This window comes from uncultured Sphingomonas sp. (assembly GCF_964243315.1).
GTDB lineage: Bacteria > Pseudomonadota > Alphaproteobacteria > Sphingomonadales > Sphingomonadaceae > Sphingomonas.
On record NZ_CAXTEM010000021.1, the window covers coordinates 23,484 to 48,987 of the forward strand.

Genomic DNA, 25,504 nt, shown 5'->3' on the forward strand with positions numbered 1-25,504 from the left:
TTAGTTGTTCCCCTGGACCGGGCTGGGTGCCGCATCGCCGTGCATGCTGGGTGCTGGCGGCGCCGCGGTGACGACCATGTTCTTGTTACGGGCACCGACGGGCACGACTTCCGTGCTGTTGCCGCGTGCGACGCGAACGGTCGGCCCATCGATGATCGGTGCGATAGCTGCGCTCGGCGGGCGGCCTGGCACGGTGCTGCGCTGGAAGCGCGATACGTCGGCGCCGGTAGCGAAGGTGGACCGGCCGATGGCCGGCTGGCTGGCGAGCTGGACGAGCATCGCCTGTTCCGCCCGTGCATCGCCGTTGGCGGGAACCTTCACGCGGCCTGATGCGATCGCTTCCTCGAGCTCGGCATTGTTGTCGGCGATCGAGCGGAGCGACAGCGACAGCGAGCCGAGCGTCTGCGCGACCGCGAGCTGTTCGGCGAGCTTGGGGGTAGCCTCCACGGTCACGCTGCCGAAGGTACGAACGACGGTCTTGCCGTCTTCGCCCACGGTATTGTCGGTGCGCTGGTCGGTGGCGAGGACGCGGACGTTGCGCATCACCGTCTCGGACACCTTCAGCGGCATGCCGTCGCCGCCGCCCGGCACGTTCGAGGTCAGCACCACGTCGATGCGATCGCCCGGGAATACGAAGCCCGCGACCGAGGTCTGGGCCGAGACGGGGAACGTAACCGCGCGCATGCCCGGGCCGAGCGCGGCGGCGAGGAAGCCACGGTCGCCGGGCTTGACCAGCGCGCCCTGCGTGAGCGGCTGGCCAGCAGTGATGGCATTGCGCACGACGGTGCCCTGCAGCGCGCGGAGGTCGGTCTGCGCCTTCAGATAATAGGCGCCGTCGACCAGCTCCTTCGGCCAGGGCTGGAACTTCAGTGCGGTTGCGTCGAGGATCGTGCCGACCGGCAGCGCGCGCGTGGCGACCAGCACTTCGGGCCCGTCGATCGGGGCGACGCCCGCTGCGGCGGCCTGCGGTGTCGCACTCCCGGCGATGAGCGTGCGGGCGAAGAATGCCGTGATGGCGGCGACGATCAATGCGCCTGCCAGCAGCATTATCTTGCGACTATCCATGTCTCATCGGGCCTTTCGGAGCGCCGTCGGTTGATCCGGCATTAAGCATTTCACAGAAAACGGTTAAAAATCGGTTCGCGGATGGACATCAGCGCCGCGAAGACGATCGCGACACCGTACGGAACCTCGATCGCACCGCCCGCGCGGCGCAGTTTTCCTTCGACGATCATCGCCAGCGTCACGATGCCGCCCGCGATCGACATCACCATCAACATCGTCATGAAGGCGTCGACCGGCAGCCACAGCGCGAGCGCGGCGATCAGCTTCACGTCGCCACCGCCCATCCACCCCATCGCGAACGCCGCGAAGAAGATCGCGAGCACCGCCGCGGCGAGTGCGATCTGGACCGCGACATCGGGGTAGAGCGACAGTCCGTGTGCAAGCCACCAGAGCGGCGCGAGCGCGACGATCGCGCCGCTCTTCCAATTGGCGATTTCGCGGGTACGGATGTCTTGGACACCCGCGGACAACAGCAGCGACGCCAAGGCGACGATCGCGAAGGCGCCGAGATAATCGTTCCAAACCATCGCGTCGTCGTAGACGTCGGCGCTTTCGAAAACGTAACCATGATGACGATGAACGATCCAAGCACGTCCGATCCGGCCCGTTTCCGCCGTGCGCTGCCCACGGACGCGGTCCTGTCGACATGGATCGCGCCCGACGGATGGGCGCTGCGCCGCCTCGATTGGCCTGCGCCGGTGGGTGCGGTGCGGGGTGCGATCCTGTTCCAGGGCGGACGCGGCGACATCATCGAAAAGTATCTGGAGGCGATGACCCATTGGCACGATGCCGGGTGGACGGTGACGTCGTTCGACTGGCGCGGACAAGGCGGCTCGGGGCGCACGACCGCGGACCCGCATGTCGGCCACGCGTCGAGCTTCGCGCCGTTCGTCGACGACCTAAGTGCCCTGTGGCGCGGGTGGCGCGCGACGACACCGGGGCCGCACGTCGTGATGGGGCATTCGATGGGCGGACACCTCGTCCTGCGCGCCATCGTCGAAGGCGCGATCCATCCTGATGCGGCGGTGCTGGTCGCGCCGATGCTCGGCCTGCGCTCGCCGGTCGGCGCGACATGGGGAGAGCGACTGGCGCGGGTCATGGGTGGGCTGGGCGACGCCACGCGGCCGGCGTGGAAGGGCCATGAGCGGCCGGGTGCGATCGATCGCCAGCCGCTGCTGACCAAGGACAAGTCCCGCTACGACGACGAGCTTTATTGGTATGGCGCGGTGCCGACGCTGCGCCTCGGTCCGCCGAGCTGGGCGTGGCTGGTGGAGGCGTTCGCATCGACGCGGCGGCAGCGGGCCGATCCGCGGCTTCGCTCGACGGCAACGCCGGTGCTGATGCTGGTCGCGGATGCCGATGCGCTGGTCGATCCGCACGCCGCCCTCGCGGTCGCGGCGGCGCTGCCGGTGGTCGAGGTGATCCGGTTCGGCGCGGAATCGGCGCACGAGATCCTGCGCGAAGCCGATGGCGTCCGCGACCGCGCCTTGACCGCGATCGACACCTTCCTCGACGCACGGGCGCCGGCGCTGTGATCTACGACATCGCCATCATCGGCGCCGGGATCGCAGGCGCGACGCTCGCCGCCGAACTGGTCCCCGACGCGCGGGTTCTATTGCTCGAGTCGGAAGAAACGCCCGGCTACCACGCCACCGGACGATCCGCGGCCTTCTGGTCCGAAACCTATGGCGGCCCCGCGATCCAGCCGCTGACGAGCGCATCGCGCGGGGCCTTCGATGCGGGTGGCTTCCTCTCGCCCCTGGGTTCGCTGCACATCGGCACGGCCTCGGACGAAGCCACCGTCGATGCCTTCCTCGCGGCGTTCGCGAACAGCGGCGTCGTTCTGGAGCGCGTCGATCCCGCGGCGACGATACCCGGCCTTCGCGCGCCGTGGACGCTAGGCGTCTGGGAGCCGAGCTGCGCCTATATCGATGTCGCTGCACTCCACGCCGCTGCACTGGCGGCCGCGCGGCGTGGGGGTGCGAAGCTGGTCACTGACGCGGCGTTGCAGGCGGCGGAACGCCGTGATGGCGCCTGGACGCTGACCACGCGCGCAGGCGTGTTTCAGGCGGCAATCCTGGTCGATGCTGCGGGCGCATGGGCAGACCCCGTGGCGCGAATTGCCGGCGCCGCACCGATCGGCATCACCCCCTATCGACGCACGATGGTCCAGCTACGTACCGACCCTTCGCCACCCGATCGCCTGCCGCATGTCGCCGACATCGGCGGCCGCTTCTACTTCAAGCCCGAGGCGGGCGGGCGGCTGTGGCTGAGCCCGCACGACGAAAGCCCCGCGGAGGCGGGCGATGCGCAGCCCGAGGAGTTCGACGTCGCGATCGCGATCGACCGCTTCGAAGGGGTCGTCGACTGGCGGGTCGCAGCAGTCGAGCGCCGCTGGGCAGGCTTGCGCAGCTTCGCGCCCGATCGGCGCCCGGTCTACGGCTTCGACCCGCAGGTCGCGGGGTTCTTCTGGTGCGCGGGGCAGGGCGGCTTCGGGATCCAGACCGCTCCCGCCGCGGCAATGGTGGCGGCGGCATTGCTGCTGGGTCGCACGCCGGATGCCGCGATCGCGGGGATCGATCTGGAGCAGTATTCGCCCCGGCGGTTCTAAGCCCGCCGCCCCGGCGTCGCTGCCACCGCCGCGTCGCTCGCCAACTTGTCGGCGCGTTCGTTGTCGGGGTGGCCGGCATGGCCCTTCACCCAGATCCATTCGATCTGGTGGCGCTCCGCCGCGGCGATCAGCGCGTGCCATAGCTCGGCGTTCTTGACCGGCTTCTTGTCGGCGGTGCGCCAGCCGTTGCGCTTCCACCCCGCGACCCATTTGGTCAGCCCGTCCATGACGTAGCGGCTGTCGGTCGACAGCTTGACCGAACATGGCCGCACAAGCGCGTTCAGCGCCTCGATCGCGGCGGTCAGCTCCATGCGATTGTTGGTGGTATTGGGGTCGCCGCCCGACAACTCCTTCTCCGCCCCCCCAAACCGCAACACCGCGCCCCAGCCACCCGGGCCGGGGTTGCCCTTGCAGGCGCCATCGGTGGCGATCTCGACATCGGTCATGCGAAATGAGTTCCGGATTCGTAAGCATCGAGCCGCCGCAGATAAGCGAGCGGGTCCTTGCGCGTTACCAGCGCATCGGCCGGCGTGTTGAGCCAATCCCAGGCGCGGGTCAGCAGGAAACGGATGCACGCGCCGCGCGCCAGCACCGGCAGCGCGGCACGCTCCGCGGCCGAGATCGGGAACGCGCTGGCGTAGCCCTCGATCAGCGCGTTCCCGACCGCCGGATCGAGCGGCGCTCCGGTGGCATCGAACGCCCAACTGCCGTGCAGCACCGCGAGGTCATAGGCGCGTATCTCCGTGCACGCGAAATAGAAGTCGATCAGCCCGGTGACGCGGTCGCCCAGCATCAGGACGTTGTCGGGAAAGAGATCGGCATGGATCGCGGATACCGGCAGGTCGGCGGGCCAATCGGCCTCGACCGACACGAGCGCGGCATCGACGCGGTCGAACAAGCCCGGGGCGATCGTGTCGAGATCGCGGCCGCAGCGCTCCAGCAAGGGGCGCCAGCTTGCCACACCGAGTGCGTTCGGGCGCGTGCCGGTGAAATCGGCGAGATCGCGGTGCATCCTGCCCATCGCCACCGCCGCGGCATGCGCCTGCGCCGGAGTGGGGAACGAGACCGATACGCCCTTAAGGAACTCGATGAGGCATGCGGGGCGGCCTTCCAATGTCTGGATGAGCGTACCCTCGCGATCGGCAAGCGCGCGGGGGACGAGATTGCCGCGGTCGGCGAGGTGATCGAGCATCGCCATGAAGAACGGAAGGTCGGCCGCGGCAACGCGCTTTTCGTAGAGCGTCAGGATGAAGCGGCCGCGCGTGGTGTCGACCATGTAGTTGGAGTTCTCGACTCCTTCCGCGATGCCCTTTGCGGAGATCGGCTCGCCATGATCGTAGCGCGACAGGAACGCGCCCAGCGCCTCCGCCGATACATGGGTATAGACCGCCATCTACGCAGCGGCGTCGAGGCCGCGCGGCAGCTTGAAGGCGATCGTCTCGCGCGTGGTCTCGACCTCGCGCTCGCGGATGTCGAAGCGCTCGGCGAGCCGCGCGACCAGTTCGCGGACCAGCAGCTCGGGCGCGGAGGCGCCGGCGGTGAGGCCGAGCGTGGCGACGCCGTCGAGGAAGGCCCAATCGAGATCGGCGGCCCGCTGGATCAGCCGCGCCGGCGTGCCCTCGCGCTCGGCGACCTCGACCAGGCGTACCGAATTCGACGAATTGGGGGCGCCGATCACCAGCAAGGCGTCGCAGCTCGCCGCGATCGCCTTCACCGCCGACTGACGGTTGGAGGTGGCGTAGCAGATGTCTTCGCCGCGCGGGGCCTGCATGGCGGGAAAGCGGTGTTGCAACGTACGCACGACCTCTGCGGTGTCGTCGACCGACAGCGTGGTTTGGGTCAGAAAGGCCAAATTGGTGGGATCGGCAGGGGCGAATGTTTCGGCATCGGCGACGGTTTCGATCAGCGACATCGACCCGGCGGGAACCTGGCCGAAGGTGCCGATCACCTCGGGATGCCCAGCGTGGCCGATGAATACGATGTGCCGCCCGCTCGCGACCAGCCGTTCCGCCTGGCGATGGACCTTGGAGACCAGCGGGCAGGTCGCGTCGAGATAATCGAGCCCGCGGCCCTGCGCCTCCGCCGGCACCGATTTCGGCACGCCGTGCGCGGAGAAGACGACGGGTGCGCCATCGGGCACCTCGTTCAGTTCCTCGACGAAGACCGCGCCCTTGGCCTTCAGGCTGTCGACGACGAACTTGTTGTGGACGATCTCGTGCCGCACGAACACGGGAGCGCCGTGCTTTTCGATCGCGAGTTCGACGATGCGGATCGCGCGGTCGACCCCGGCGCAAAAGCCACGGGGCGCGGCGATCAGCAGGTCGAGGACGGGTTTCTCGGTCAATGCCATGATGGGTGCGGCTCTACGCGATTGCTTGCGCGGGGTGAAGCCGGTTCCTATGATGCCGCGCACGAGTGGAGCGGCGGGTCCTCGCTGCTTCCCACGCCCGGCCGAGGCCGTTCGAAAAGGTACGCGTTTCCGTGAAAATCATCCCGATCGGCTGCTCCGCCCTCGCGCTCGTCCTCGCCGGGTGCTCCAGCAAGGGAGACATCGACGCGACCGGCGGCATCAATGCGGTTCGATCGGCCTGCCCGGCGGTAGCGCTGCCGGCGGGCACCGGGGACATCACCTTGTTCGATCCCGCCACCAGCACCGATGCCAACGCGATCGACGTGACCGCAACGATCAGCAACCTTCGGTCGACCTGCAACGATGCGGGCGATCAGATCGTGACCACGGTGACCTTCGATGTTGATGCGCGCCGCGCCCGTGCGGAAGCCGCCCGCGACCTGACGCTGCCGTACTTCATCACCGTGGTTCGCGGCGGCAATGCCGTCGTCGCTAAGCGGATCGGGCGCGTCGGGGTGCATTTCGACGCCGGTCAGCAGCGTGCGCACACCAGCGGCACCGCCTCGACCCAGATCACGCGCACCGCGGCGACGTTGAGCCAGGAAGTCCGCAACCAGTTGACCAAGCGCCGCAAGGCAGGCGATCAGGATGCGGCGGTGGACCCGTTGTCGCGTCCCGAAGTCCGCGAGGCGGTGCTGCGCGCGAGCTTCGAGGCACTGGTCGGTTTTCAGCTCACCAACGACCAGTTGAAGTATAACGCGACGCGTTGATGCGGGATGCCCCGATGACCGATTGACTCGGTCGAGCGAGCACGCCAGAGCCTGACCCGTCGATGCCGGGCAACCGGCATGGGAACGCGCGGGAGAGAGCCCAGTAGATGGGCCGCCGAAGGAGCAACCACCCCGGAATCTCTCAGGCAAACGGACCGCGCGGGCCGGATCGACACTCTGGAAAGCGGCAGGCCCTTGCAGGGCCCGCCCACCGAAGGGGTAAGCCGCGACGCTTCAGGCGTCCCGGCGAAAGCTCTCAGGTTCCCGTGACAGAGGGGGTATCGATCGTTGCCGGGTCCAAGGGCCCGAAGGCGGTCGTCCCTTCGACGGAGAGCCGGCATGAGCGACCACAGCAAACTCATCGACCAAGCCGACGATTACGTCGCACCCGAGACCGAGCTGTTGCCGCTCGACGCGTGGCACCGCGCGCGCGGTGCGCGGATGGTGACGTTCGCGGGCTATGAGATGCCGATCCAGTATGACGGCATCATGGCCGAGCATCTGTGGACCCGCGAAGCCGCGGGACTGTTCGACGTAAGTCATATGGGCCAGCTGCTGCTGTCGGGCGAGGGGCTGGACGACGCGCTGGAGGCGCTGATCCCCGCCGATGTGAAGGGCCTCGCGCTCGGCGCGCAACGCTATTCGCTGCTGCTCGACGAGGGCGGTGGGATCCTCGACGATCTGATGATCTCGCGCTGGCCGGGTGGGATCTACATGGTCGTCAATGGCGCGACCAAATATGACGATCTGGCGCATCTTCGCGAGAACCTGCCCGACGCGATCACGATCAACCATCTCGACGACCGCGCCTTGCTGGCGTTGCAGGGACCGCAGGCGTTCGCGGTGTTGAAGCGCCACGTCACGGGCGATCATCCGCTCGAGGCGCTTACCTTCATGCGCGGCGGGCGGTTCGCGATCGCCGGCGTCGACGCGTATATTAGCCGGTCGGGCTATACCGGCGAAGATGGGTTCGAGATCTCGATTCCCGCAGACGCGGCGGAGCAGATCGCGACGCTGCTGGCGGACGAGCCTGAGGTGAAGCCGATCGGTCTCGGCGCACGCGATTCGTTGCGGCTGGAGGCGGACCTGCCGCTCTATGGCCATGATCTCGATACCGAGGTCACGCCGATCATGGCCGGGCTCGGCTTCGCGATCGGCAGCAAGCGTCGTCGCGAGGGCGCGGACTTCCCGGGCGCCACGCGTATCCTGATGGAGCGCGAGCAGGGGCCGGTGGCTAAGCGCGTCGGGCTAATCGTCGAGGGTCGCCAGCCGGTCCGCGAAGGCGCCGCGGTTGTCGACGACGACGACAGCGATATCGGCAAGGTAACCAGCGGCGGCTTCGCGCCGACGCTCGGTGCGCCGATCGCGATGGCCTATGTCCCCGCCGCGCTCGCCGTTCCCGGCACCGTCGTGCGGATCGCCCAGCGTGGCAAGGTCCACCACGCGACGGTCGCCGAGATGCCCTTCGTTACCCACCGCTATGTCCGAGCAGGAGGCAAGTGAGATGAGCCGTTATTTTACCGAAGACCATGAGTGGATCGACGTCGACGGCGATGTCGGCACGGTCGGAATCTCCGAATACGCACAGAGCCAGCTGGGCGACATCGTGTTCGTCGACGTCCCCGAAGCGGGCAAGCAGATCGCCAAGGGCGACGAGGCGGCGGTGGTCGAATCGGTGAAGGCCGCGTCCGACGTCTACTCGCCGGTGTCGGGGGTCGTCGTCGAAGGCAACGCCGCGCTGACCGACGAACCTGCGCTGGTCAATACCGATCCGGAAGCGGGTGGCTGGTTCTTTCGGATCACGCTGTCGGATACGGGCGAGCTCGGTTCGTTGATGGACGAAGCGGCCTACGCGGCGTTCGTCGAGAAGCTCTGACACTTCCCTCCCCAACCCCTCCCGCAAGCGGAGGGGGGAGATCACATGATGCGTTACCTGCCGCTTACCCAGCCCGATCGCGACGCGATGCTTGCCGTCATCGGGGCATCGTCGATCGACGACCTGTTCGTCGACGTGCCGGAGGAGGCCCGGCTCGATGGGCCGATTCGCGACCTGCCGATGCATGCCAGCGAGCTTTCGGTCGAACGCCACATGTCCGCGCTCGCCCGGCAGAACCTAGCGGCGGGCGAGGCGCCGTTCTTCCTCGGTTGCGGCGCCTATCGGCATCATGTGCCGGCGTCAGTCGATCACCTGATCCAGCGCGGCGAGTTCCTGACCGCGTATACGCCGTACCAGCCGGAGATCGCGCAGGGCACGTTGCAGATGCTGTTCGAGTTCCAGACGCAGGTCGCGCGGCTGCTCGGCACCGATGTCGCCAACGCATCGATGTACGACGGCTCGACCGCGTGCTGGGAGGCGATCGGCATGGCGCGGCGGATCACACGGCGCGGCAAGGCGATCCTGTCGGCGGGGCTGCACCCGCATTACGTGTCGGTCGCGAAGACGATGGCTAAGTTCACCGGTGACCAACTCGAGACCGCAGTCCCGGTGCTCGGCCCGGACACGGACTTCGCAACGCTCGCCGATCAGGTCGACGACGATACGTCGTGCGTCGTCGTGCAATATCCCGATATCCTCGGCCGGGTCGCCGACTTGTCGGCACTCGCGGCGAAGTGCCACGAGCATAAGGCGCTACTGATCGCGGTGGTGACGGAGCCGGTGGCGCTCGGCGCGCTGCGGTCGCCGGGCGAGATGGACGCGGACATCGTCGTCGGCGAGGGTCAGTCGATCGGCGTCGGACTGCAGTTCGGCGGACCCTATGTCGGGCTGTTCGGCTGCAAGGAGAAATACGTCCGGCAGATGCCCGGCCGGCTGTGCGGCGAGACCGTCGATGCAGACGGCCGTCGCGGCTTCGTGCTGACGCTGTCGACCCGCGAGCAGCATATCCGTCGCGAAAAGGCGACGTCGAACATCTGCACCAATAGCGGGCTCTGCGCGCTGGCCTTCTCGGTCCATATGACGCTGTTGGGCGAGAAGGGGCTGCGGACGCTCGCCACGATCAACCACCAGGGAGCGATCGCGGCGGCGGAGCGGCTGGCGAAGGTGCCGGGCGTGCGGGTCGTCAACGACGCGTTCTTCAACGAATTTACGCTGGAACTGCCGAGCGAAGCGCGGCCGGTGGTGCGGACGCTCGCCGATCGCGGGATCCTTGCCGGCGTGTCGCTGGGGCGGCTTTACCCTGGCGAGGCGGGAATCGCGAACGGACTGGTCGTCGGGGTGACCGAGACGACGACCCCCGAGGATGTCGAGACGCTGGCGACGGCGCTTCAGGAGATTTTGGCATGACGATCAACGCAAGCGGCTGGCGCCCCGGCGCCCCGGTGCAGGGCGACGGCCGGGCGACGACATCGACCGGCAGCAAGGCATTGATGCTGGAGGAAGCGCTGATCTTCGAGATCGGGGACGATCAGACGACGGGGGTGGATTTCGATGGTCTCCGTGTTCCTGCGAACGCAGGAACCCAGAATACCGAGCGCGACGACCGTGACTCTGGGCTCCTGCTTTCGCAGGAGAACAAGCTCGGTGGGCTGTTCCGGTCGGCGCCGATCGGCCTGCCCGGCCTGTCGGAGCCGGAGACGGTGCGGCATTATACGCGGCTGTCGCGGCAGAATTACGCGATCGACCTCGGGCTGTTTCCGCTCGGATCGTGCACCATGAAGCATAATCCGCGCCTGAACGAGAAGATGGCGCGGTTGCCGGGCTTCGCCGACATTCACCCGCTCCAGCCGGTCGATACCGTGCAGGGTGCGCTCGGCGTGATCAACGAACTCGCACAGTGGCTGATCACGCTGACCGGCATGCACGGGGTCGCGATGAGCCCCAAGGCGGGCGCGCATGGCGAATTGTGCGGGATCCTTGCGATCAAAGCGGCGCTGGAGGCACGTGGCGAGGGGCATCGCAAGATCATCCTCGTGCCCGAGAGCGCTCACGGCACCAACCCGGCGACCGCTGCGTTCGCGGGATTCCAGGTCGAGGATATTCCCGCCACCAGTGAGGGGCGGGTCGACACCGAAGCGCTGAAGGCGCGGCTTGGGCCAGACGTGGCGGGGGTGATGATCACCAACCCGAACACCTGCGGGCTGTTCGAACGCGACATGAAGGCGATCTCCGACGCGGTCCATGCGATCGGCGGTTACGTCTATTGCGACGGCGCCAACTTCAACGCGATTGTCGGCCGGGTTAGGCCAGGCGACCTCGGTATCGATGCGATGCACATCAACCTCCACAAGACCTTCTCGACCCCGCATGGTGGCGGCGGGCCGGGGTCGGGTCCGGTGGTGATGTCGGAGGCGCTGTCGCCGTTCGGGCCGCTGCCGTTCACTGCGCGCCATGCGGACGGGCATTTCACGCTGGTCGAGGAAGAGACCGCGGGCGAGGAGCATCCGCTCACCTTCGGCCGGATGACCGCGTTCCACGGCCAGATGGGGATGTTCACCCGCGCGCTGACCTACATCCTCAGCCATGGCGCCGATGGGTTGCGCCAGGTAGCGGAGGATGCGGTGCTCAACGCCAATTACGTGCTCCGCTCGCTCGACGACACGCTAGTCGCGCCGTTCGGGCATAGCGGCCCGTGCATGCACGAGGCGCTGTTCAGCGATGACGGCCTCGCCGCCGGCTTCTCGACGATCGACGTCGCCAAGGGACTGATCGACGAGGGCTATCACCCGATGACGATGTACTTTCCGCTGGTGGTGCACGGCGCGATGCTGATCGAGCCGACCGAGACCGAGAGCAAGGCCGCGCTCGACCAGTTCATCGGCGCGCTGCGATCGGTCGCGGAGCGGGCGAAGGCCGGCGACAAGGCGCTGAAGTCGGCGCCGCACTTCGCCCCGCGGAGCCGGCTGGACGAGACGATGGCGGCGCGCAAGCCGGTGCTGGTGTGGAAGGAACGGCCGCTCGCGGAGGCGGCGGAATAGCGCAGCCGCGGGGTCGAAGAGTCACAAGAGTCGCACCAATACGCGTGTGCGAGGGTTGGGCCGGCGATGTCAAAGAGCGGGCTGTCTGGGCAAGCTGCGGGAAAGTATCACGGGCGCTGTGATGTAGGACAGCGGCTGCGATGCCGGCTTGTCCCTGCACAAGTCGGAGTGCGGCCCGCGAAGCGGCTGATGTTCCCACTTGCTCCACCCCGGCGAAGGCCGGGGCCCAGGTGGAGACGATCGTGGCTGACCGCACCACACCGTTACAACGGCCTTCCCGACTGGGCCCCGGCCTCCGCCGGGGTGGTGCGTGCGGTCGTGAGTAGCATGCTGCGCCTTGGCCATTTCCGACTGGGAGCACCCGTTACCCACTCGCGGCGGTCGCATCCTCGGTAAGCACGCGGCGGCGGATATGTTCGCGCCAGACGATGTAGAGGCCGCTGGCGACGATGATCGGCGCGCCCAGCCAGGTCGCCGACGCGGGCAGCACGTCGAACACCACCCAGCCGAACAGCGTCGCCCACAGCAAGCTCGAATAATCCATCGGCACCACGACCGATACCGGGCCGAGCCGCAGCGAGTTGGTCATCGCGATCTGCGCGAGCCCGCCGAGCCCGCCGACGCCGGCGAGCCAGCACCAGGTGGCGACGGGGTGCGCCTGCGCCGCGCCGGCGTAGAGCAGCGACAGCGGCAGCACCGACAGCGCGGAGAACCAGAATACCGTCGTCAGCGCGCTCTCGGTTCGCCCGATCCGCCGCAGCAGGATGGTCACCATCGCGGTGCCGAACGCGCCGGCCAGTGCGCAGCCCGCGCCCCATAAAGGAAAGTGGCTGCCGCTCGGCTGGGCGACGATCAGCACCCCCGCGAAGCCGGTCGCCACCGCCAGCCAACGGTGCCAGCCGGTCGGCTCGCGCAACACCAGCGCGCCGAGGATGGTCGCGAAGATCGGCACGGTGAAGCCGATCGTCGTCGCCTCCGCGAGCGGCAGCGCGACGATGCCGTTGAAGGTAAACGCCATCGCGGTCAGCCCCACGACCGCGCGCAGGACGTGCGCGGGCAGCCGCGTGGTCGCGACCGAGCGCCGCCCCGGCCCCGCGGCGATCACCGCGGCGACCAGCAGGCAGGCACCGAACTGGCGGAAGAACAGGATCTCCGACACGCTAGCACCGCCGCGTTCGGCGAGCTTGATGCAGACGTTCATCGCCGCGAAGACGAGCACGGACGTCAGGCGCATCGCGATCGCGGGCAGGATGCGGTCGGTGTTCACGCGGGCGGCTTAGCGTGCGCGGCGGGCACGACCACCCAAATTCCTGCCTCAGCATGGAGCGGAATTCACGGGTGACGCGCGGGAGCGGTTTGGCTAGGCGTCGCGGCCATGAAGCATGCTCTCTCCGTCACCCGCGACCAGGATTTCGCCGCCTGGTATCAATCCGTCATCACCGAGGCCGATCTCGCCGAGGAATCGGGCGTGCGCGGCTGCATGGTGATCCGGCCATGGGGTTACGGGATCTGGGAACGGATCCAGCGGCTGCTCGACGATCGCATCAAGGCGACGGGCCACGAGAACTGCTATTTTCCGCTGTTCATCCCGTTGTCGTACTTCGAGAAGGAGGCCGAGCATGTCGAAGGCTTCGCCAAGGAAATGGCGGTGGTCACGCATCACCGGCTGATCGCGGACGGCAAGGGCGGGCTGGTGCCCGATCCCGCCGCCAAGCTGGAGGAGCCGCTGGTGGTTCGGCCGACGTCGGAGACTGTGATCGGCACCGCGTTTGCGCGCTGGGTGCAGTCGTGGCGCGATCTGCCGGTGCTGATCAACCAATGGGCCAATGTCGTGCGGTGGGAAATGCGGACGCGGATGTTCCTGCGGACGTCGGAGTTCCTGTGGCAGGAGGGGCATACCGCGCACGCAACCGCGGACGAGGCGCGCGAAGAGACGCTCAAGATGCTCGAAGTCTATCGCAGCTTCGCCGAAGATTGCCTCGCGCTGCCGGTGGTCGCGGGCGAGAAGCCGGAGAACGAGCGGTTCCCCGGCGCGGTCGCCACCTACTCGATCGAGGCGATGATGCAGGACGGGAAGGCGTTGCAGGCGGGAACCTCGCACTTCCTCGGCACCAATTTCGCGCGCGCGCAGAACATCCGCTTCCAGAACACTGGGGGCGAGTTCGAGCTCGCGAACACCACCAGTTGGGGCGTGTCGACGCGGATGATCGGCGGGGTGATCATGGTGCATGGCGACGACGACGGGCTGCGCGTGCCGCCGCGGATTGCGCCGTGGCAGGTCGTGATCGTGCCGATGCTGCGCGACAATGACGAGGATGCGGCGCTGATCGGCTATTGCAAGGAATTGCAGGCGGCGCTGGCGGCTACCGGCGCGCTGGGCGAGCCGGTGCGGGCGCTGCTCGATCTGAAGCCCGCCAAGTCGACGACCAAGCGCTGGGGCTGGGTGAAGAAGGGCGCGCCGATCGTCGTCGAAGTCGGCGGGCGCGACATGGCCGGGGGCAACGTGTCGGTGATCCGCCGCGACCGGCTGTACCGCGAGGACGGCAAGCTCGACAGCCGGATCATGACGCGTCTTGAATTCGAGGGCGACGTCGGCGGGTTGCTGGCCGAGATCCAGGCGGCGTTGCATGCGGACGCGCGGGCGCGGCTGGAGGCGAACATCGTGCCGGCGAACGACTGGGCCGCGCTGGAGGATCATTTTGCGGACGGCGCGCGCAATCCGGGATGGCGCACGGTCGAATGGTCGAAGCCGACGGGCGAGGCGCTCGACAAGGTGGTCCAGCGGTTGAAGGCGCTGAAGCTTACGTTGCGCAACGTGCCCCTCGACGCGGCGCCTGCGACCGGCGCCTGCGTGTTTACCGGCGCCCCCGCCGTGGAGCGGGTGCTGGTCGGGCGGAGCTACTAGGCCGCGATCTGCAGCGCCGACCGTTGCGGGGCGGCCGCGTCGGCGTTGTTGAGACGGGCGATACGCGCGCGGCTTTCCTCGATCAGCGCGTCGATTTCGGCTGCGGCGTTGGCGGATTGGTTGGCGAGCTTGCGCACCTCTTCCGCCACGACCTTGAAGCCGCGACCCGCTTCGGCGGCGCGACCTGCCTCGACCGCGGCGTTGAAGGCGAGCAAGTTGGTCATGCGCGCAATCTGATCGATCTTGACCACCGTGGCGGTGACGTTGTCGAGCATCAACTGCATCGCCGACGAGGTTTCCTGCACCGTCCGCCTGCGCGGGGTAATGTCGACGCCGACCATCAGGATCTGTTCGACCGCGCCTTCCAGGTTGGTGAGCGGCGAGAAGGTGGCGTCGAGCCACATCTCGACCCCCTTGGGATCGGGCCACGAGACTTCCGCGCGTACCACCTCCTGGCGGGTGATGCAGGCGATCTGATTGGCGCTCAGCATGCTGGACAAGGGTCGGCTCGGGCGACCGTCGAGGAACGGGTTCAGCGACGTGCAGTTCCCCGCGACATCCCATTCGGCCAACGCGGTCGCGAAGCCGATCGCGCGCAGCTTGGAATCGAACTGCAGCGAGCGTGACTTCGTCTCGGTCACGTTCGCCTGGATCGAGATGAACTTCTCGATCTGTCCGTTCGCATCGCGCACCGGGTTGATCGCAAGCGAGATCCAATAGGGCTCGCCCGCCTTGTTGTAGTTCAGGATCTCCTCGTAGAAGGATTCGCCGGCGGCAAGCTTGGCGCGGACCAGCGCGATGATCTTGGGATCTGTCGCGCGTCCCTGGAGAAAATCGCCGGGCTTCTTGCCGATCACGTCCGCCACACGGTAGCCCGTGAGCCGTTCGAAGCCACGGTTGGCGAAGATGATGCGCTTGTCTGCGCCGGTGATCACGACGCTGTTGTCCGTACCGTCGGCCACGAGCGACAGCAGGTTAAATTGCTGACGCTGGAGGACCCGTTCGGTGATGTCGCTGGCATATTTCACGACCTTGAACGGCACGCCCGCGGTGTCGAAGATCGGAGTGTAGGCTGCCTGCAACCAGATCATGCGTCCCTTGCTGTCGATGCGGCAGAATTCGCCCGCTTGGCATTGGCCATCGTTCAATGCCCGCCAGAACGCGGCATAGTCGGGGTCATCGCGCTCGTCCGGCAGCACGAACATCCGGTGGTGCTTGCCGACGATCTCGCGCTCGCTGTAGCCTACCGTGTTGCAGAACAGCGCGTTGGCGGACGAGATGACCCCGTCCATGCCGAAGGTGATTACCGCCTGGGTGAGCCCGATCGCCTCGATCTGACCGGCATGATCCGCGCTCTTCAGCTTGATCGCGGTGATGTCGGTCGCGAACTTCATGACCCGCAAGGGCACGCCGTCGGAATCGAGCAGCGGGTTGTACGATCCCTGGATCCAGATGCGGCGGCCATCCTTGCCGACGCGCGCGAATTCGGCGGAGAAGAACTCACCGGTGCGCAGGCGGCGCCAGAAGTTCTCATAGTCGGCGCTGGCCGCTTCGACGGGATCGACGAAGATGCGGTGGTGCCGGCCGACGATCTCGTCGAGGCGATAGCCCATAACGTCGAGGAAGTTCTGGTTGGCGTCGAGGATGATGCCGTCGAGGTCGAACTCGATCACCGCGAGCGACCGGCGAATGGCGTTGCATTCCGCCGCCTGAGCATTGAAGGTCGCGGACGCGGAGGGTGCATCCGTCGCCTGCTTATACCTGAACTTCCACATCGTAGTCCTGCTCCCCTTCTCCACTCATAAGAAGGAATTGGGGGGATTGGGTCGGAGAGGGGCACCTATCTTTGCACTGCCGGCAGTCGTGGCTTGCCGCGGGCAACATCGACCCAGCGCCTGGAAGCGAGGATCTATTCGCGCTGGTCCGCGCGTCGCCCGACATGAGTCTCGCCGCGGGCTTCGGCGAGGCGCGTCTGCCGGTGGCGCTCGGCGTATCGTTCGCGATCTTCGTCGCCGCGGGTGGCGTGGCAGCGTGGACAGCTGACGCCCTCTTCATAAAGCGCGGACGCGCGATCCGCGTCCGAGGCCGGCATTCGGCAGGCGCGGCAAAGGGCGTGCGTCCCCGGCGCGAGACCGTGCCCGACGGCGACCCGCTCGTCGAACACGAAGCATTCGCCCTGCCACACGCTTTCCGCCGCCGGGACTTCCTCGAGATATTTCAGGATCCCGCCCTGAAGGTGGAAGACCTGGTCGACGCCCTCGGCTTTCAGGAACGCGGTCGCCTTTTCGCAGCGGATGCCGCCGGTGCAGAACATCGCGACGCGGCGCTTGCCCGCGAGCAGATCGTCGCGGTGGGCGCGGAACCAGGCGGGGAAGTCGCCGAAGCTTGCGGTCGCGGGATCGACCGCACCGGCGAAGGTGCCGACGCGGACCTCGTAATCGTTGCGGGTGTCGATCAGCAGCGTCTCGGGGTCATCGATCAACGCGTTCCAGTCGGCGGGCGCGACGTAATCGCCGACTGCGGTGGGATCGAGGCCGGGGGCGCCCATCGTGACGATCTCGCGCTTGAGGCGGACCTTCATGCGGTGGAACGGCGTTGCCGGGGCAGTCGCGATCTTCACCTCGAGGTCGGCGCAGCCCGGCAAAGCGCGGATGTGCGCGAGCACCGCGTCGATCGCGGCGGGAGTGCCGGCGATGGTGCCGTTGATGCCCTCGGGCGCGAGCAGGATCGTGCCCTTGGCGCCTTGGTCTTCACACAGAGCGAGCAACGGCGCCCGCACTGCGGCGGGATCGGGGAACGGGGTGAAGCGGTAGAAGGCGGCGACGCGGATCGGGTGCTGGTCAGCCATTGGCGGCCCACCAAGCCTCGACCCGCGCGCGCTGCGCCGGGGTGATGTGGAGCCCGATCTTGCTGCGGCGGTCGAGCGCGTCGTCGGCACTGCGCGCCCACTCGCGATCGCGCATCCAGCGTGCCTCCAGCTCAGTCAGACCGCCGCCGAGATCCTCGCCCATGTCGGTCTCGCTGCCGACCCCGGCGAGCATCTCGCTCAGCAGGCTGCCATAGGCGTGCGCCATGCGGTCCGCCCGATCTTCGCCGAGGAAGGGCCAGGTGAAGCGGACCTTGGCGACGAACTGGTCGATGTCGCCGATCGCGCCGCCGGGAAACACGCGCGCGGGCGTGACCGGGTGCGCGACGATGCCGAGCGCGGGGGCGAGTTTGCCCAATGCTTCCTGCGCGAGGTGGCGGGCGGTGGTGATCTTGCCGCCGAAGACGTTGAGCAGCACCGGTCCGGTGGTGTCGAGGTCGAGCACGTAATCGCGGGTGACCTCGCGCGCCTCGCTGGCGCCGTCGTCGTAGAGCGGGCGGACGCCGGACCAGGTCGAGGTGACGTCGCGGGGCACGATCTGCTTGGTGAAGTGGCGATTGGCGGCATCGCACAGATAGGCGATCTCGTCCGCGTCGATCCGCGCATCCTCGGGCCGTTCGACGGGAATGTCGGTCGTGCCGATCTCGGTGAAATCCTGCTGATAGGGGATCGCGAAGACGATGCGGCGGTCGGGCTGCTGGAGGATATAGGCGTGATCGCCGTCGTAGAGCTGCGGCACGACGATGTGGCTGCCCTTTACGAGACGGACGCCGCTGGTGCTGTTGACGCCCAACCGGCCGAGCAGCTGGTGGACCCATGGGCCCGCAGCGTTGACCAGCCCGCGTGCCTCGACCTCGCTGCCGTCGGACAGGCGCGCGTGCCAGCGACCGCCCTCCCGCCGGGCGCTGTCGAGCGCGGTGCGGGTGCGGATCGTGGCGCCGTTGTCGGCGGCGTCGATCGCGTTGAACAGGGTCAGGCGCGAATCGTCCACGAACGCGTCCGAATAGACGAAGCCGCGCCCGCCGTGCTTCAGCGGCGCGGTGTAAGCGGCGTCGGTCCGGCGCAGGCCGCGTGACCGTTTGAGCGTCATCCGCCCGCCGAGCAGATCGTAGAGCAGCAAGCCGAGCCGAACCATCCACCACGGCCGCACCGCATGTTCGTGGGGGAGGACGAAGCGCATCGGCCTGATGATGTGCGGCGCGGCCTTCACCAGCCGTTCGCGCTCGCGCAGCGCGTGCGCGACCAGGCGGAAGTCGTAATATTCCAGGTAGCGCAATCCGCCATGGATGAGCTTGGTCGAAGCCGACGAGGTGTGACTGGCGAGGTCGTCGCGCTCGACCAGCAGCACCTTCAGCCCGAGCAGCGACGCTTCGCGCGCGATCGCGCAACCGTTGATGCCGCCGCCGACGATGAGGAGATCGTAGGTCACCGCGCGGGCTCTACTGCCCCGCGCGTGACAAGTGAACCGTGACGGCGGCAGGGTGCGTGCCTATGTATGGGTCGATGCGCAATATTTCCGGTCTCCCCACCCGCCAGCAGATCCTCGATTTCCTCGCCTCGTCGGACAATCCGGCCGGCAAGCGCGAGATCGCGAAGGCCTTCGGGTTGAGCGCGCAGCAGAAGATTCTGCTGAAGGCGCTGTTGAAGGACATGGCGGACGAGGGGTTGATCGATTCGGCGCCGGGTCGCGCGTTCCACAAGATGGGCGGGCTGCCCAAGGTGACGGTGCTGCGCGTCGTCGATGTCGACGACGGGGGGAACGTCTGGGCGGTGCCAGATCGCTGGGAAGCGGAGACGCCACCGCCGAAGATCCGCGTGCGCGAACGGAAGCGCGGGGCGCTCGGGCTCGGCGAACGCGTGCTGGCGCGGACCGAGGAGGCGGGCAATGGCTGGATCGCGCATCCGATGAAGGTGCTCGCCAAGGCATCCGAGCAGTTCCTGGGCGTGTTGCGCAAGGAAGGCCCGATGCTGTGGCTGACCGGCGTCGAGAAGAAGGACCGGCGCGAGATCGCGGTATCCGATCCGGGCGATGCGGCACCGGGGGATCTGGTGCTGGCCGAGCTTGCCGGGCGCCCGCCGCGGGTGATGGCGCGGGTCGTGGAGCGGCTGGGCGATCCGTTCGCGCCACGCAGCTTCTCGCTGATCGCGATCCACAAGCTCGGCATCCCTGACGAATTCGCGCCCGAAGCGATCGAGGAGGCCGAGGAGGTCGCTAAATTGCCGCTCGGCGACGATCGCGAGGATCTGCGCCATTTGCCAATCGTCGCGATCGATCCGGTCGACGCGCGCGACCACGACGACGCGGTATGGGCGGCGCCCGACGACGACCCCGCCAATCCCGGCGGGTGGCAGGCGCTGGTCGCGATCGCGGATGTCAGCTTCTATGTGCGCCCGGGGTCCGCGATCGACCGCGACGCACGGCGGCGGGGCAATTCGGTGTACTTTCCCGATCGGGTTGTGCCGATGCTGCCGGAGATCCTGTCGGCGGACATGTGTTCGCTGAAGGAAGGCGAGGATCGCGCCGCGCTGGTGTGCCATCTGCAGATCACGCCGTCGGGGACGCTGAAGTCGTGGCGCTTCACGCGCGCGGTGGTGCGGTTGCTGGCCAACGTCGCCTATGAGGACGCGCAGGCGCTGATCGACGAAAGCTCCCCTCCCGCGACGCGGGAGGGGTCGGGGGAGGGCCTGTCGGAGGGCGCAACGCTCGCGGACAGGCCCTCCCCTAGCCCCTCCCGCAGGCGGGAGGGGGACGCTGTTCTCGCCGCGCTGAAGCCGCTTTGGGCGTGCTGGGGGGCGTTGACCAAGGCGCGGGCGGCGCGCGAGCCGTTGGCGCTCGACCTGCCGGAGCGGCGCGTGGTGCTCGACGAGAAGGGGCGGATCCTGTCGGTCGCGCCGCGCGAGCAGCTCGACGCGCATCGGCTGATCGAGGATTACATGATCGCCGCCAACGTCGCTGCGGCCAAGGCGCTGGAGGCGAAGAAGGCGCCGGTGATGTACCGCGTCCACGAACCGCCGAGCCGCGAGAAGCTTGTGGCGCTGAAGGAATATCTGGAAACGTTCGAGGTCGCCTTCGCGCTCGGCCAGGTGGTGAAGCCTGCGACCTTCAACCGAATCCTCGACCGGGTCGGCGATGCCGACTTCCGGCCGCAGGTGATGGAGCAGGTGCTGCGGACCCAGACCCAGGCCTATTACGCGCCGCTCAACCACGGTCATTTCGGGCTGTCGCTCGGCAGCTATGCGCATTTCACGTCGCCGATCCGCCGCTATGCCGATCTCGTCGTCCATCGCTCGCTGGTGTCGGCCTACAAGCTCGGGCCGGGCGGGCTGACGTCCGAGGATGCCGCCAACATGGAGGCGATCGGACAGCGGATCAGCCAGTTCGAACGCCGCGCGATGGAGGCCGAGCGCGATACCACCGACCGCTACGTCGCGGCGTTCCTGGCGGGGCGGGTCGGCGAGACGGTCGCGGTGCGGATCACCGGCGTGCAGAATTACGGGTTCTTCGCGACCGTGGAAGGGATCGGCGGCGATGGGCTGATGCCGGTCCGCGATCTCGGCGGCGAATATTTCCGCTTCGACGAAGCCGCGCGGACGCTGACCGGCGAGACCAGCGGCGACGTCTATGCGCTCGGCCAGCGGCTCGAGCTGCGGCTGGCGGAGGCGAACCCGGTATCGGGCGCGCTGCGGTTCGAGATGATCGGCGGCAAGGCCGCAGCGCCGCCGCCGAAGCGCAGCGACCGCGTGATCAAGCATCGCGGGCGGCCGGCGAACATCCGGCACCAGGGGAAGCGGCGGAAATAGGCAGAATCGCGCGCCGCCTCGCAACCTCCCGGCGCAGAGGGGGCAGTTCACCCCGCGGTAAACGTCAGCCCTGCCTTCGCCTGCAACCGGTCGCGCAATTTGGTGCCGAGAAGCGCGCCTGGGGTCCAGACGCCGCCCGCGCCTTCGGTCTCGACCAGGCAGAGCGCGGTTTCCGCGATCATCTTGCTGGTCGATCCGTAACCCGGGTCGCGGTCGCCGGTCACCACCGTGTCGATGCGCTCGCCGTCGGGCATCAGGCCGACGAACAGCAGGTCATAGTGCCCGGTCTCGCGGTCTTCCTTGCTGGGCCCTTCGCCGGGCTTGGGTCCCTTGTCGCCGCCGAACGGGTTGAACTTGGCGATCGCGTCGGCCGCGGCCTTGCCGATGTCGCCGAGCCCCGCGACCATCATCTCGTCATAGACGAAGTCCGCGCCATAGGCCGATCCGAGCAGGAAATTGGTACGGTGGACGTTCTTGGTGTTGATCGGCGCCATCACGAAGGGCGCAACCCAGGCCTGGATTGACGAGTCGTATTCGGGGATCAGCCCGGTCGGCTGGTGCGGGCCGCTGAAGCCCGGCGTCAGCGCGAAGGGGCTGGTGAGCAGCTTCACCAATGACGGATCGCGCGCCGCGGCGGCGAGCGTCGCCTTCAGGCTGGCCGCGGTGCCGCCCGAAAAGCCGCCCTTCATCGTCCGCACCCGGCCCTTCACCCGCGGCGCGGGGCGGCCGAACCTGGCCCTGGCGTGATCCTGCAAGGTGAGCACGCCGAGATCGAAGGGGATCGAGTCGAACCCGCAGGAGAACACGATCCGTGCGCCGGTGCGCTGCGCCTCCGTATGATGCGCGTCGATCATCTGCCGCATCCAGGCAGGCTCGCCGCACAGATCGACATAGCCGGTGCCCGTGGCGGCGCAGGCCGCGACCAGATTGCTGCCGTAGAGCTGGTAAGGGCCGACCGTCGTCAGGACGACCGCGGTGCGTTCGCACATCCGGCGCAGGCTGGCGACGTCGTCGGCGTCGGCAACCACCAGCTGGGTATCGGCCGGCGCACCGATCAGATCGCGCACCTCCTCCAGCTTGGCGAGCGACCGCCCTGCCATCGCCCACCGCGTTGCGCCGGTAGCGGCGAGATACTCCGCCACCAGCCGCCCGGTGAATCCGGTAGCGCCATAGACGATGATGTCGAAGTCGCGTGCCATGATGCCTCTCCAAAAGTCACAAGAGTCACACCTACACGCGCGGGCGCGAGCAGATGCGGTATGTGATCGTCAGGAAGCAGTTAGATCATAAAGCTGTTCGGTAGGACAGCATCGACGCCAAGCGTCCGGCAATCGCCAAGTCAGGCAGCCGCGGCAGCGTCGTCCCAGCGGCGTAGGGCGATGGTGCGGGCTTCTTCGACCGGTAGCGGGCGGCCGAAATAATAGCCTTGTACCTTGGTGCAGCCGAGGTCCTGAACCATTCGGTGTTCGCTCTCGGTCTCGACGCCTTCCGCAGTGGTGGCCATGCCGAGGCTTTGAGCGAGGGCGACGACGGCGCGGATGATCGCTATCGCTTCCTTGCCGCCCTTCGCCGCGCTCTGGACGAAGCTGCGGTCGATCTTGATCGACGAGAAGCGGGTGCGCGACAGGTAGCCGAGCGACGAATAGCCGGTGCCGAAATCGTCGAGGCTGAGGCGGACGCCGAGATCGAGCACGCGCTCCAGCACCTTGGTCGCGCCGAGGCCCTCGTGCATGAACACGCTTTCGGTGACTTCGAGTTCGAGCCGCTCCGCCGACAGCCCCGCATTGGCGAGCGCGGAGGTGACGATGTTGACGAAGTTGGGGTTCTGCAACTGATCGGGCGAGACGTTGACCGCGACGCGGATCTCCGACGGCCAGCGCGCCGCCTCTTCGCACGCGGTGCGCAGGACCCATTCGCCGATCGGCTGTATCAGACGCGCATCCTCGGCGAGCGGGATGAACTTGGCGGGGGAGACGTTGCCGAACTGCGGGCTGATCCAGCGGAGCAGCGCTTCGAAGCCGGTAAGCTGGCCGGTGCCGGCGTCGACCACGGGCTGGTAGTTGAGGTGCATCTCACCGCGCTCGAGCGCCTGGCGGAGTGCCATTTCGAGCACCCGGCGTTCCTCTGCCTGGACGTGCAATTCGGGTTCGTACGCGTGGAACACGCCGCGGCCGGCATCCTTGGCGCGGTATAGCGCGAGGTCGGCGGAGCGGATCAGCATTTCCGCGGTGCGCCCGTCGCGCGGGCCGATCGCGAGGCCGATGCTGGCGCCGATATAGAGGGTGTGCTGGTCGACCTCATAGGCGCGCGACAGGGTGTCGATGATCTTGCTCGCGAGGCGTTCGACCGCACCGAAATCGGTCGCGTCCTGCACGACGACCGCGAATTCGTCACCGCCGAGCCGCCCGCAAGTGTCGTTCGGGCCCATCATCTGCGCGAGCCGTTCGGACACGCGGCCAAGCAGGCGGTCGCCGATCGGGTGGCCGAGCGTGTCATTGACCGCCTTGAAGCGATCGAGATCGATCATCATGAACGCGCAGCGGCCGCCCCATTTCTCGGCCTCGGTCATCGCGCGGACCAGCGTCTCGTTGACCATCAGCCGGTTGGGCAGGCCGGTCAGCGTATCGTAGCGCGCCATGCGGTTGATCTTATCGGCGGACGCGCGCTGTTCGGTGACGTCGGACCCGACGCCGCGGAACCCGCAGAATGCGCCGGTCTCGTCGTAACGCGGGCTGGCGGCGAGTTCCCACCAGCGTTCCTCGCCATTGACATGGACCGGCAGGCGCAGGTCGCGGAAGCTCTCACGGCCCTTCAGCCGATCGGCGAGGTTGCGCAAGCCGGCGGCGAAGTTGCCGCTTTCCCAGGTCGGGCCGGCCAGCACCTGGAGGAAGGGCATGCCGTCGATGGTGAGCGGATCGAGACCGCAGGCGAAGGCGAAGCGCGGGCTCGCCTTGATCACGCGGCGGGCGGAGTCGGTTTCCCACAGCCAGTCTGCGCCATTGTCCTCAAATTCGCGCAGCAACAGGCTGACGGTCTCGTTGCGTTCGGCGAGCGCCATCTGCGCGGCGCGGATCACGACCAGCGAGCGGGCGCGGCCGATGCAGGCGAGGATCAGCAGCGTCGTGAACAGCACAGTGGTGCCCGCGGCGGCATAGGCGTGGATCATGACCAGCTTGACGACGACCGCTAGGCACAGCCCGGCGAGGAAGACGATGGTCGCGAGCGCGAGCGGCGCCATCGCCACCGCGGCGGCGGTCATCAGCACCGAGAGGATCATCCACAGCGCGTAGGAAGTCGCGGAACCCTGTGCCGGGTCGAACAGCAGCGGCGGGATCGCCCAGGCGACCGCGAGCGCAATCCCTTCGACAACGGTGGTGCGGACGTCGCGGACATCCGCGTACCCATCGCCGCGATGTGGCGAGGCGAGCCGGCGCATCGCGACACCGACCGCGATCACCGCAACCAGCGTCGCCCACACGGCAAGCTTCCACCACGGCAGATCGCCCGCGAACAACGATGCGGTCATCGCCGCACCGATCAGATTGGCGGCGAGCAGGAACAGCGCGAGTTGGCGCCCGGCATGCAATTGGGTGGCACGGATCCGCCCCCATTGCGCCGCGTCGGCGCCGTCGCGCAGCCCGATCAGCGTGGGAAAATCGATCTCGGTCTGATCGGCGGCGGGGGGGGACTGTCTACTCACGATCACGCCGTAGCATGGCGGTGGTTATCGGATCGTTTCGCTTGATCGGGGGGCGGGTGAAGGTTGCTTCATTGTGCTCCCGCGAAGGCGGGAGCCCAGTACTGGGTCCCCGCCTTCGCGGGGACACGAGGAGGAGGGTTGACGTCGTTGGAGGGCTTCAGGCCGCCAGATCGTACGGCTTGATGTCGCCGTTGAGGTAGAGGTTACGCGCCTTTGCGCGGCTGAGCTTGCCCGAGCTGGTGCGTGGCAGGGTGCGCGGGGGGATCAGTTCGATGACGCAGTTCATGCCGGTGACCGAGCGGACCCGCTCGCGGATCTCCTCGCGCAGGCGGACGCGTTCGCCCTCGTCGCTGCTGCGGCATTGGACCAGGACCGCGGGGGTTTCCTCGCCGCCGGGGGTGGTGATCGCGAAGGCGGCGATGTCGCCGGCCTTGAAGCCGGGCAGCTGTTCGACCGCCCATTCGATGTCCTGCGGCCAATGGTTGCGGCCGTTGACGATGATCATGTCCTTGGCGCGGCCGA

The 25,504-nt window shown here is 67.7% G+C and carries 20 protein-coding genes, 1 pseudogene and 1 riboswitch; of the genes and pseudogenes, 9 read left to right on the forward strand and 12 right to left on the reverse strand.

Translation table 11 applies throughout. The annotated features are described in order from the left end of the window. A complete protein-coding gene (gene cpaB / locus ACFE77_RS08410; protein ID WP_375421185.1) occupies positions 1–1,065 on the reverse strand; it encodes a Flp pilus assembly protein CpaB in 1,065 nt (354 codons plus the stop codon). Positions 1,066–1,115: 50 nt separating this feature from the next. Beyond that, positions 1,116–1,592 (reverse strand): prepilin peptidase, encoded by a 477-nt coding sequence (locus tag ACFE77_RS08415; protein WP_375421186.1) that lies wholly within the window; start codon positions 1,590–1,592, stop codon positions 1,116–1,118. A gap of 48 nt (positions 1,593–1,640) precedes the next feature. Between ACFE77_RS08415 and ACFE77_RS08420 the strand changes: the two genes are divergently transcribed. Then, positions 1,641–2,600, forward strand: a complete 960-nt coding sequence (locus ACFE77_RS08420; RefSeq protein WP_375421187.1) for an alpha/beta fold hydrolase — start codon at positions 1,641–1,643, stop codon at positions 2,598–2,600. Continuing rightward, the gene (locus ACFE77_RS08425; RefSeq protein ID WP_375421188.1) at positions 2,597–3,676 is read left to right on the forward strand and encodes an NAD(P)/FAD-dependent oxidoreductase; all 1,080 of its coding nucleotides are present in this window, start codon (positions 2,597–2,599) and stop codon (positions 3,674–3,676) included. Before ACFE77_RS08420 ends, ACFE77_RS08425 begins: the two co-directional genes overlap by 4 nt. Here the strand turns inward: ACFE77_RS08425 and rnhA are convergent. From rnhA to ispH, 3 genes are read right to left on the reverse strand one after another with little or no spacing between them, the layout of a single operon-like run. After that, positions 3,673–4,122, reverse strand: coding sequence for a ribonuclease HI (gene rnhA / locus ACFE77_RS08430; RefSeq protein WP_375421189.1), 450 nt, complete (start codon positions 4,120–4,122; stop codon positions 3,673–3,675). The genes ACFE77_RS08425 and rnhA overlap by 4 nt on opposite strands. Then, a complete protein-coding gene (gene thrB / locus ACFE77_RS08435; protein ID WP_375421190.1) occupies positions 4,119–5,069 on the reverse strand; it encodes a homoserine kinase in 951 nt (316 codons plus the stop codon). Before thrB ends, rnhA begins: the two co-directional genes overlap by 4 nt. Next, entirely contained in the window at positions 5,070–6,026 is a 957-nt protein-coding gene (ispH, locus tag ACFE77_RS08440) for a 4-hydroxy-3-methylbut-2-enyl diphosphate reductase (RefSeq protein ID WP_375421191.1), read from the reverse strand. It abuts the gene before it with no gap. 131 nt (positions 6,027–6,157) lie between these two features. Between ispH and ACFE77_RS08445 the strand changes: the two genes are divergently transcribed. The 5 genes from ACFE77_RS08445 (at position 6,158) to gcvPB (ending at position 11,710) form a co-directional block, all read left to right on the forward strand. After that, entirely contained in the window at positions 6,158–6,796 is a 639-nt protein-coding gene (locus tag ACFE77_RS08445) for a hypothetical protein (protein ID WP_375421192.1), read from the forward strand. A 79-nt stretch (positions 6,797–6,875) separates the two neighbouring features. Beyond that, positions 6,876–6,964: riboswitch (glycine riboswitch) on the forward strand. A gap of 171 nt (positions 6,965–7,135) precedes the next feature. Continuing rightward, positions 7,136–8,299, forward strand: coding sequence for a glycine cleavage system aminomethyltransferase GcvT (gene gcvT, locus ACFE77_RS08450; RefSeq protein WP_375421193.1), 1,164 nt, complete (start codon positions 7,136–7,138; stop codon positions 8,297–8,299). 1 nt (position 8,300) lies between these two features. After that, positions 8,301–8,672: a glycine cleavage system protein GcvH gene (gcvH, locus tag ACFE77_RS08455; RefSeq protein WP_375421194.1), complete on the forward strand. Its 372-nt coding sequence runs from the start codon at positions 8,301–8,303 to the stop codon at positions 8,670–8,672. Positions 8,673–8,720: 48 nt separating this feature from the next. After that, a complete protein-coding gene (gene gcvPA / locus ACFE77_RS08460) occupies positions 8,721–10,079 on the forward strand; it encodes an aminomethyl-transferring glycine dehydrogenase subunit GcvPA (RefSeq protein WP_375421204.1) in 1,359 nt (452 codons plus the stop codon). Beyond that, on the forward strand, positions 10,076–11,710 hold the full coding sequence (gene gcvPB / locus ACFE77_RS08465; protein ID WP_375421195.1) for an aminomethyl-transferring glycine dehydrogenase subunit GcvPB: 1,635 nt from the start codon (positions 10,076–10,078) through the stop codon (positions 11,708–11,710). Before gcvPA ends, gcvPB begins: the two co-directional genes overlap by 4 nt. A gap of 364 nt (positions 11,711–12,074) precedes the next feature. On the opposite strand, the gene ACFE77_RS08470 is transcribed toward gcvPB, so the two are convergent. Next, positions 12,075–12,944 carry a DMT family transporter gene (locus ACFE77_RS08470; protein WP_375421205.1) on the reverse strand — a complete coding sequence of 290 codons (870 nt, stop codon included), beginning with the start codon at positions 12,942–12,944 and terminating at the stop codon, positions 12,075–12,077. A 141-nt stretch (positions 12,945–13,085) separates the two neighbouring features. Here ACFE77_RS08470 and ACFE77_RS08475 point away from each other — a divergent pair, with 141 nt between their 5' ends. Continuing rightward, a complete protein-coding gene (locus ACFE77_RS08475; protein ID WP_375421196.1) occupies positions 13,086–14,615 on the forward strand; it encodes an aminoacyl--tRNA ligase-related protein in 1,530 nt (509 codons plus the stop codon). Here the strand turns inward: ACFE77_RS08475 and ACFE77_RS08480 are convergent. The 3 genes from ACFE77_RS08480 to glpD form a co-directional block, all read right to left on the reverse strand. After that, entirely contained in the window at positions 14,612–16,390 is a 1,779-nt protein-coding gene (locus ACFE77_RS08480) for a PAS domain S-box protein (protein ID WP_375421197.1), read from the reverse strand. The genes ACFE77_RS08475 and ACFE77_RS08480 overlap by 4 nt on opposite strands. A 134-nt stretch (positions 16,391–16,524) precedes the next feature. Further along, positions 16,525–17,463, reverse strand: coding sequence for a rhodanese-related sulfurtransferase (locus ACFE77_RS08485; RefSeq protein WP_375421198.1), 939 nt, complete (start codon positions 17,461–17,463; stop codon positions 16,525–16,527). Next, the gene (gene glpD, locus ACFE77_RS08490) at positions 17,456–18,910 is read right to left on the reverse strand and encodes a glycerol-3-phosphate dehydrogenase (protein ID WP_375421199.1); all 1,455 of its coding nucleotides are present in this window, start codon (positions 18,908–18,910) and stop codon (positions 17,456–17,458) included. The genes ACFE77_RS08485 and glpD overlap by 8 nt, the downstream gene beginning before the upstream one ends. A 74-nt stretch (positions 18,911–18,984) precedes the next feature. On the opposite strand from glpD, the gene ACFE77_RS08495 reads away from it, so the two are divergent. Next, the gene (locus ACFE77_RS08495) at positions 18,985–21,282 is read left to right on the forward strand and encodes a ribonuclease R family protein (RefSeq protein ID WP_375421200.1); all 2,298 of its coding nucleotides are present in this window, start codon (positions 18,985–18,987) and stop codon (positions 21,280–21,282) included. Between the two features lie 47 nt (positions 21,283–21,329). Here the strand turns inward: ACFE77_RS08495 and ACFE77_RS08500 are convergent, their stop codons facing one another. The 3 genes and pseudogenes from ACFE77_RS08500 to ACFE77_RS08510 form a co-directional block, all read right to left on the reverse strand. After that, on the reverse strand, positions 21,330–22,481 hold the full coding sequence (locus ACFE77_RS08500) for a saccharopine dehydrogenase family protein (RefSeq protein ID WP_375421201.1): 1,152 nt from the start codon (positions 22,479–22,481) through the stop codon (positions 21,330–21,332). Between the two features lie 140 nt (positions 22,482–22,621). After that, positions 22,622–24,982, reverse strand: coding sequence for a putative bifunctional diguanylate cyclase/phosphodiesterase (locus tag ACFE77_RS08505; protein WP_375421202.1), 2,361 nt, complete (start codon positions 24,980–24,982; stop codon positions 22,622–22,624). 157 nt (positions 24,983–25,139) lie between these two features. Then, a pseudogene (locus ACFE77_RS08510) lies at positions 25,140–25,504 on the reverse strand (fatty acyl-AMP ligase); the annotation flags it as partial.

What these genes read in the sequence shown, in the direction of transcription:
- rnhA (WP_375421189.1), bottom strand. Translation starts at nt 4,122, where the DNA reads ATGACCGATGTCGAGATCGCCACCGATGGCGCCTGCAAGGGCAACCCC.
- ACFE77_RS08500 (WP_375421201.1), bottom strand. Translation starts at nt 22,481, where the DNA reads ATGGCACGCGACTTCGACATCATCGTCTATGGCGCTACCGGATTCACC.
- ACFE77_RS08470 (WP_375421205.1), bottom strand. Translation starts at nt 12,944, where the DNA reads ATGCGCCTGACGTCCGTGCTCGTCTTCGCGGCGATGAACGTCTGCATC.
- ACFE77_RS08495 (WP_375421200.1), top strand. Translation starts at nt 18,985, where the DNA reads ATGCGCAATATTTCCGGTCTCCCCACCCGCCAGCAGATCCTCGATTTC.
- ispH (WP_375421191.1), bottom strand. Translation starts at nt 6,026, where the DNA reads ATGGCATTGACCGAGAAACCCGTCCTCGACCTGCTGATCGCCGCGCCC.
- ACFE77_RS08415 (WP_375421186.1), bottom strand. Translation starts at nt 1,592, where the DNA reads ATGGTTTGGAACGATTATCTCGGCGCCTTCGCGATCGTCGCCTTGGCG.
- ACFE77_RS08480 (WP_375421197.1), bottom strand. Translation starts at nt 16,390, where the DNA reads ATGTGGAAGTTCAGGTATAAGCAGGCGACGGATGCACCCTCCGCGTCC.
- gcvPA (WP_375421204.1), top strand. Translation starts at nt 8,721, where the DNA reads ATGCGTTACCTGCCGCTTACCCAGCCCGATCGCGACGCGATGCTTGCC.
- gcvPB (WP_375421195.1), top strand. Translation starts at nt 10,076, where the DNA reads ATGACGATCAACGCAAGCGGCTGGCGCCCCGGCGCCCCGGTGCAGGGC.
- gcvT (WP_375421193.1), top strand. Translation starts at nt 7,136, where the DNA reads ATGAGCGACCACAGCAAACTCATCGACCAAGCCGACGATTACGTCGCA.
- ACFE77_RS08420 (WP_375421187.1), top strand. Translation starts at nt 1,641, where the DNA reads ATGAACGATCCAAGCACGTCCGATCCGGCCCGTTTCCGCCGTGCGCTG.
- cpaB (WP_375421185.1), bottom strand. Translation starts at nt 1,065, where the DNA reads ATGGATAGTCGCAAGATAATGCTGCTGGCAGGCGCATTGATCGTCGCC.
- ACFE77_RS08485 (WP_375421198.1), bottom strand. Translation starts at nt 17,463, where the DNA reads ATGGCTGACCAGCACCCGATCCGCGTCGCCGCCTTCTACCGCTTCACC.
- gcvH (WP_375421194.1), top strand. Translation starts at nt 8,301, where the DNA reads ATGAGCCGTTATTTTACCGAAGACCATGAGTGGATCGACGTCGACGGC.
- ACFE77_RS08475 (WP_375421196.1), top strand. Translation starts at nt 13,086, where the DNA reads ATGAAGCATGCTCTCTCCGTCACCCGCGACCAGGATTTCGCCGCCTGG.
- thrB (WP_375421190.1), bottom strand. Translation starts at nt 5,069, where the DNA reads ATGGCGGTCTATACCCATGTATCGGCGGAGGCGCTGGGCGCGTTCCTG.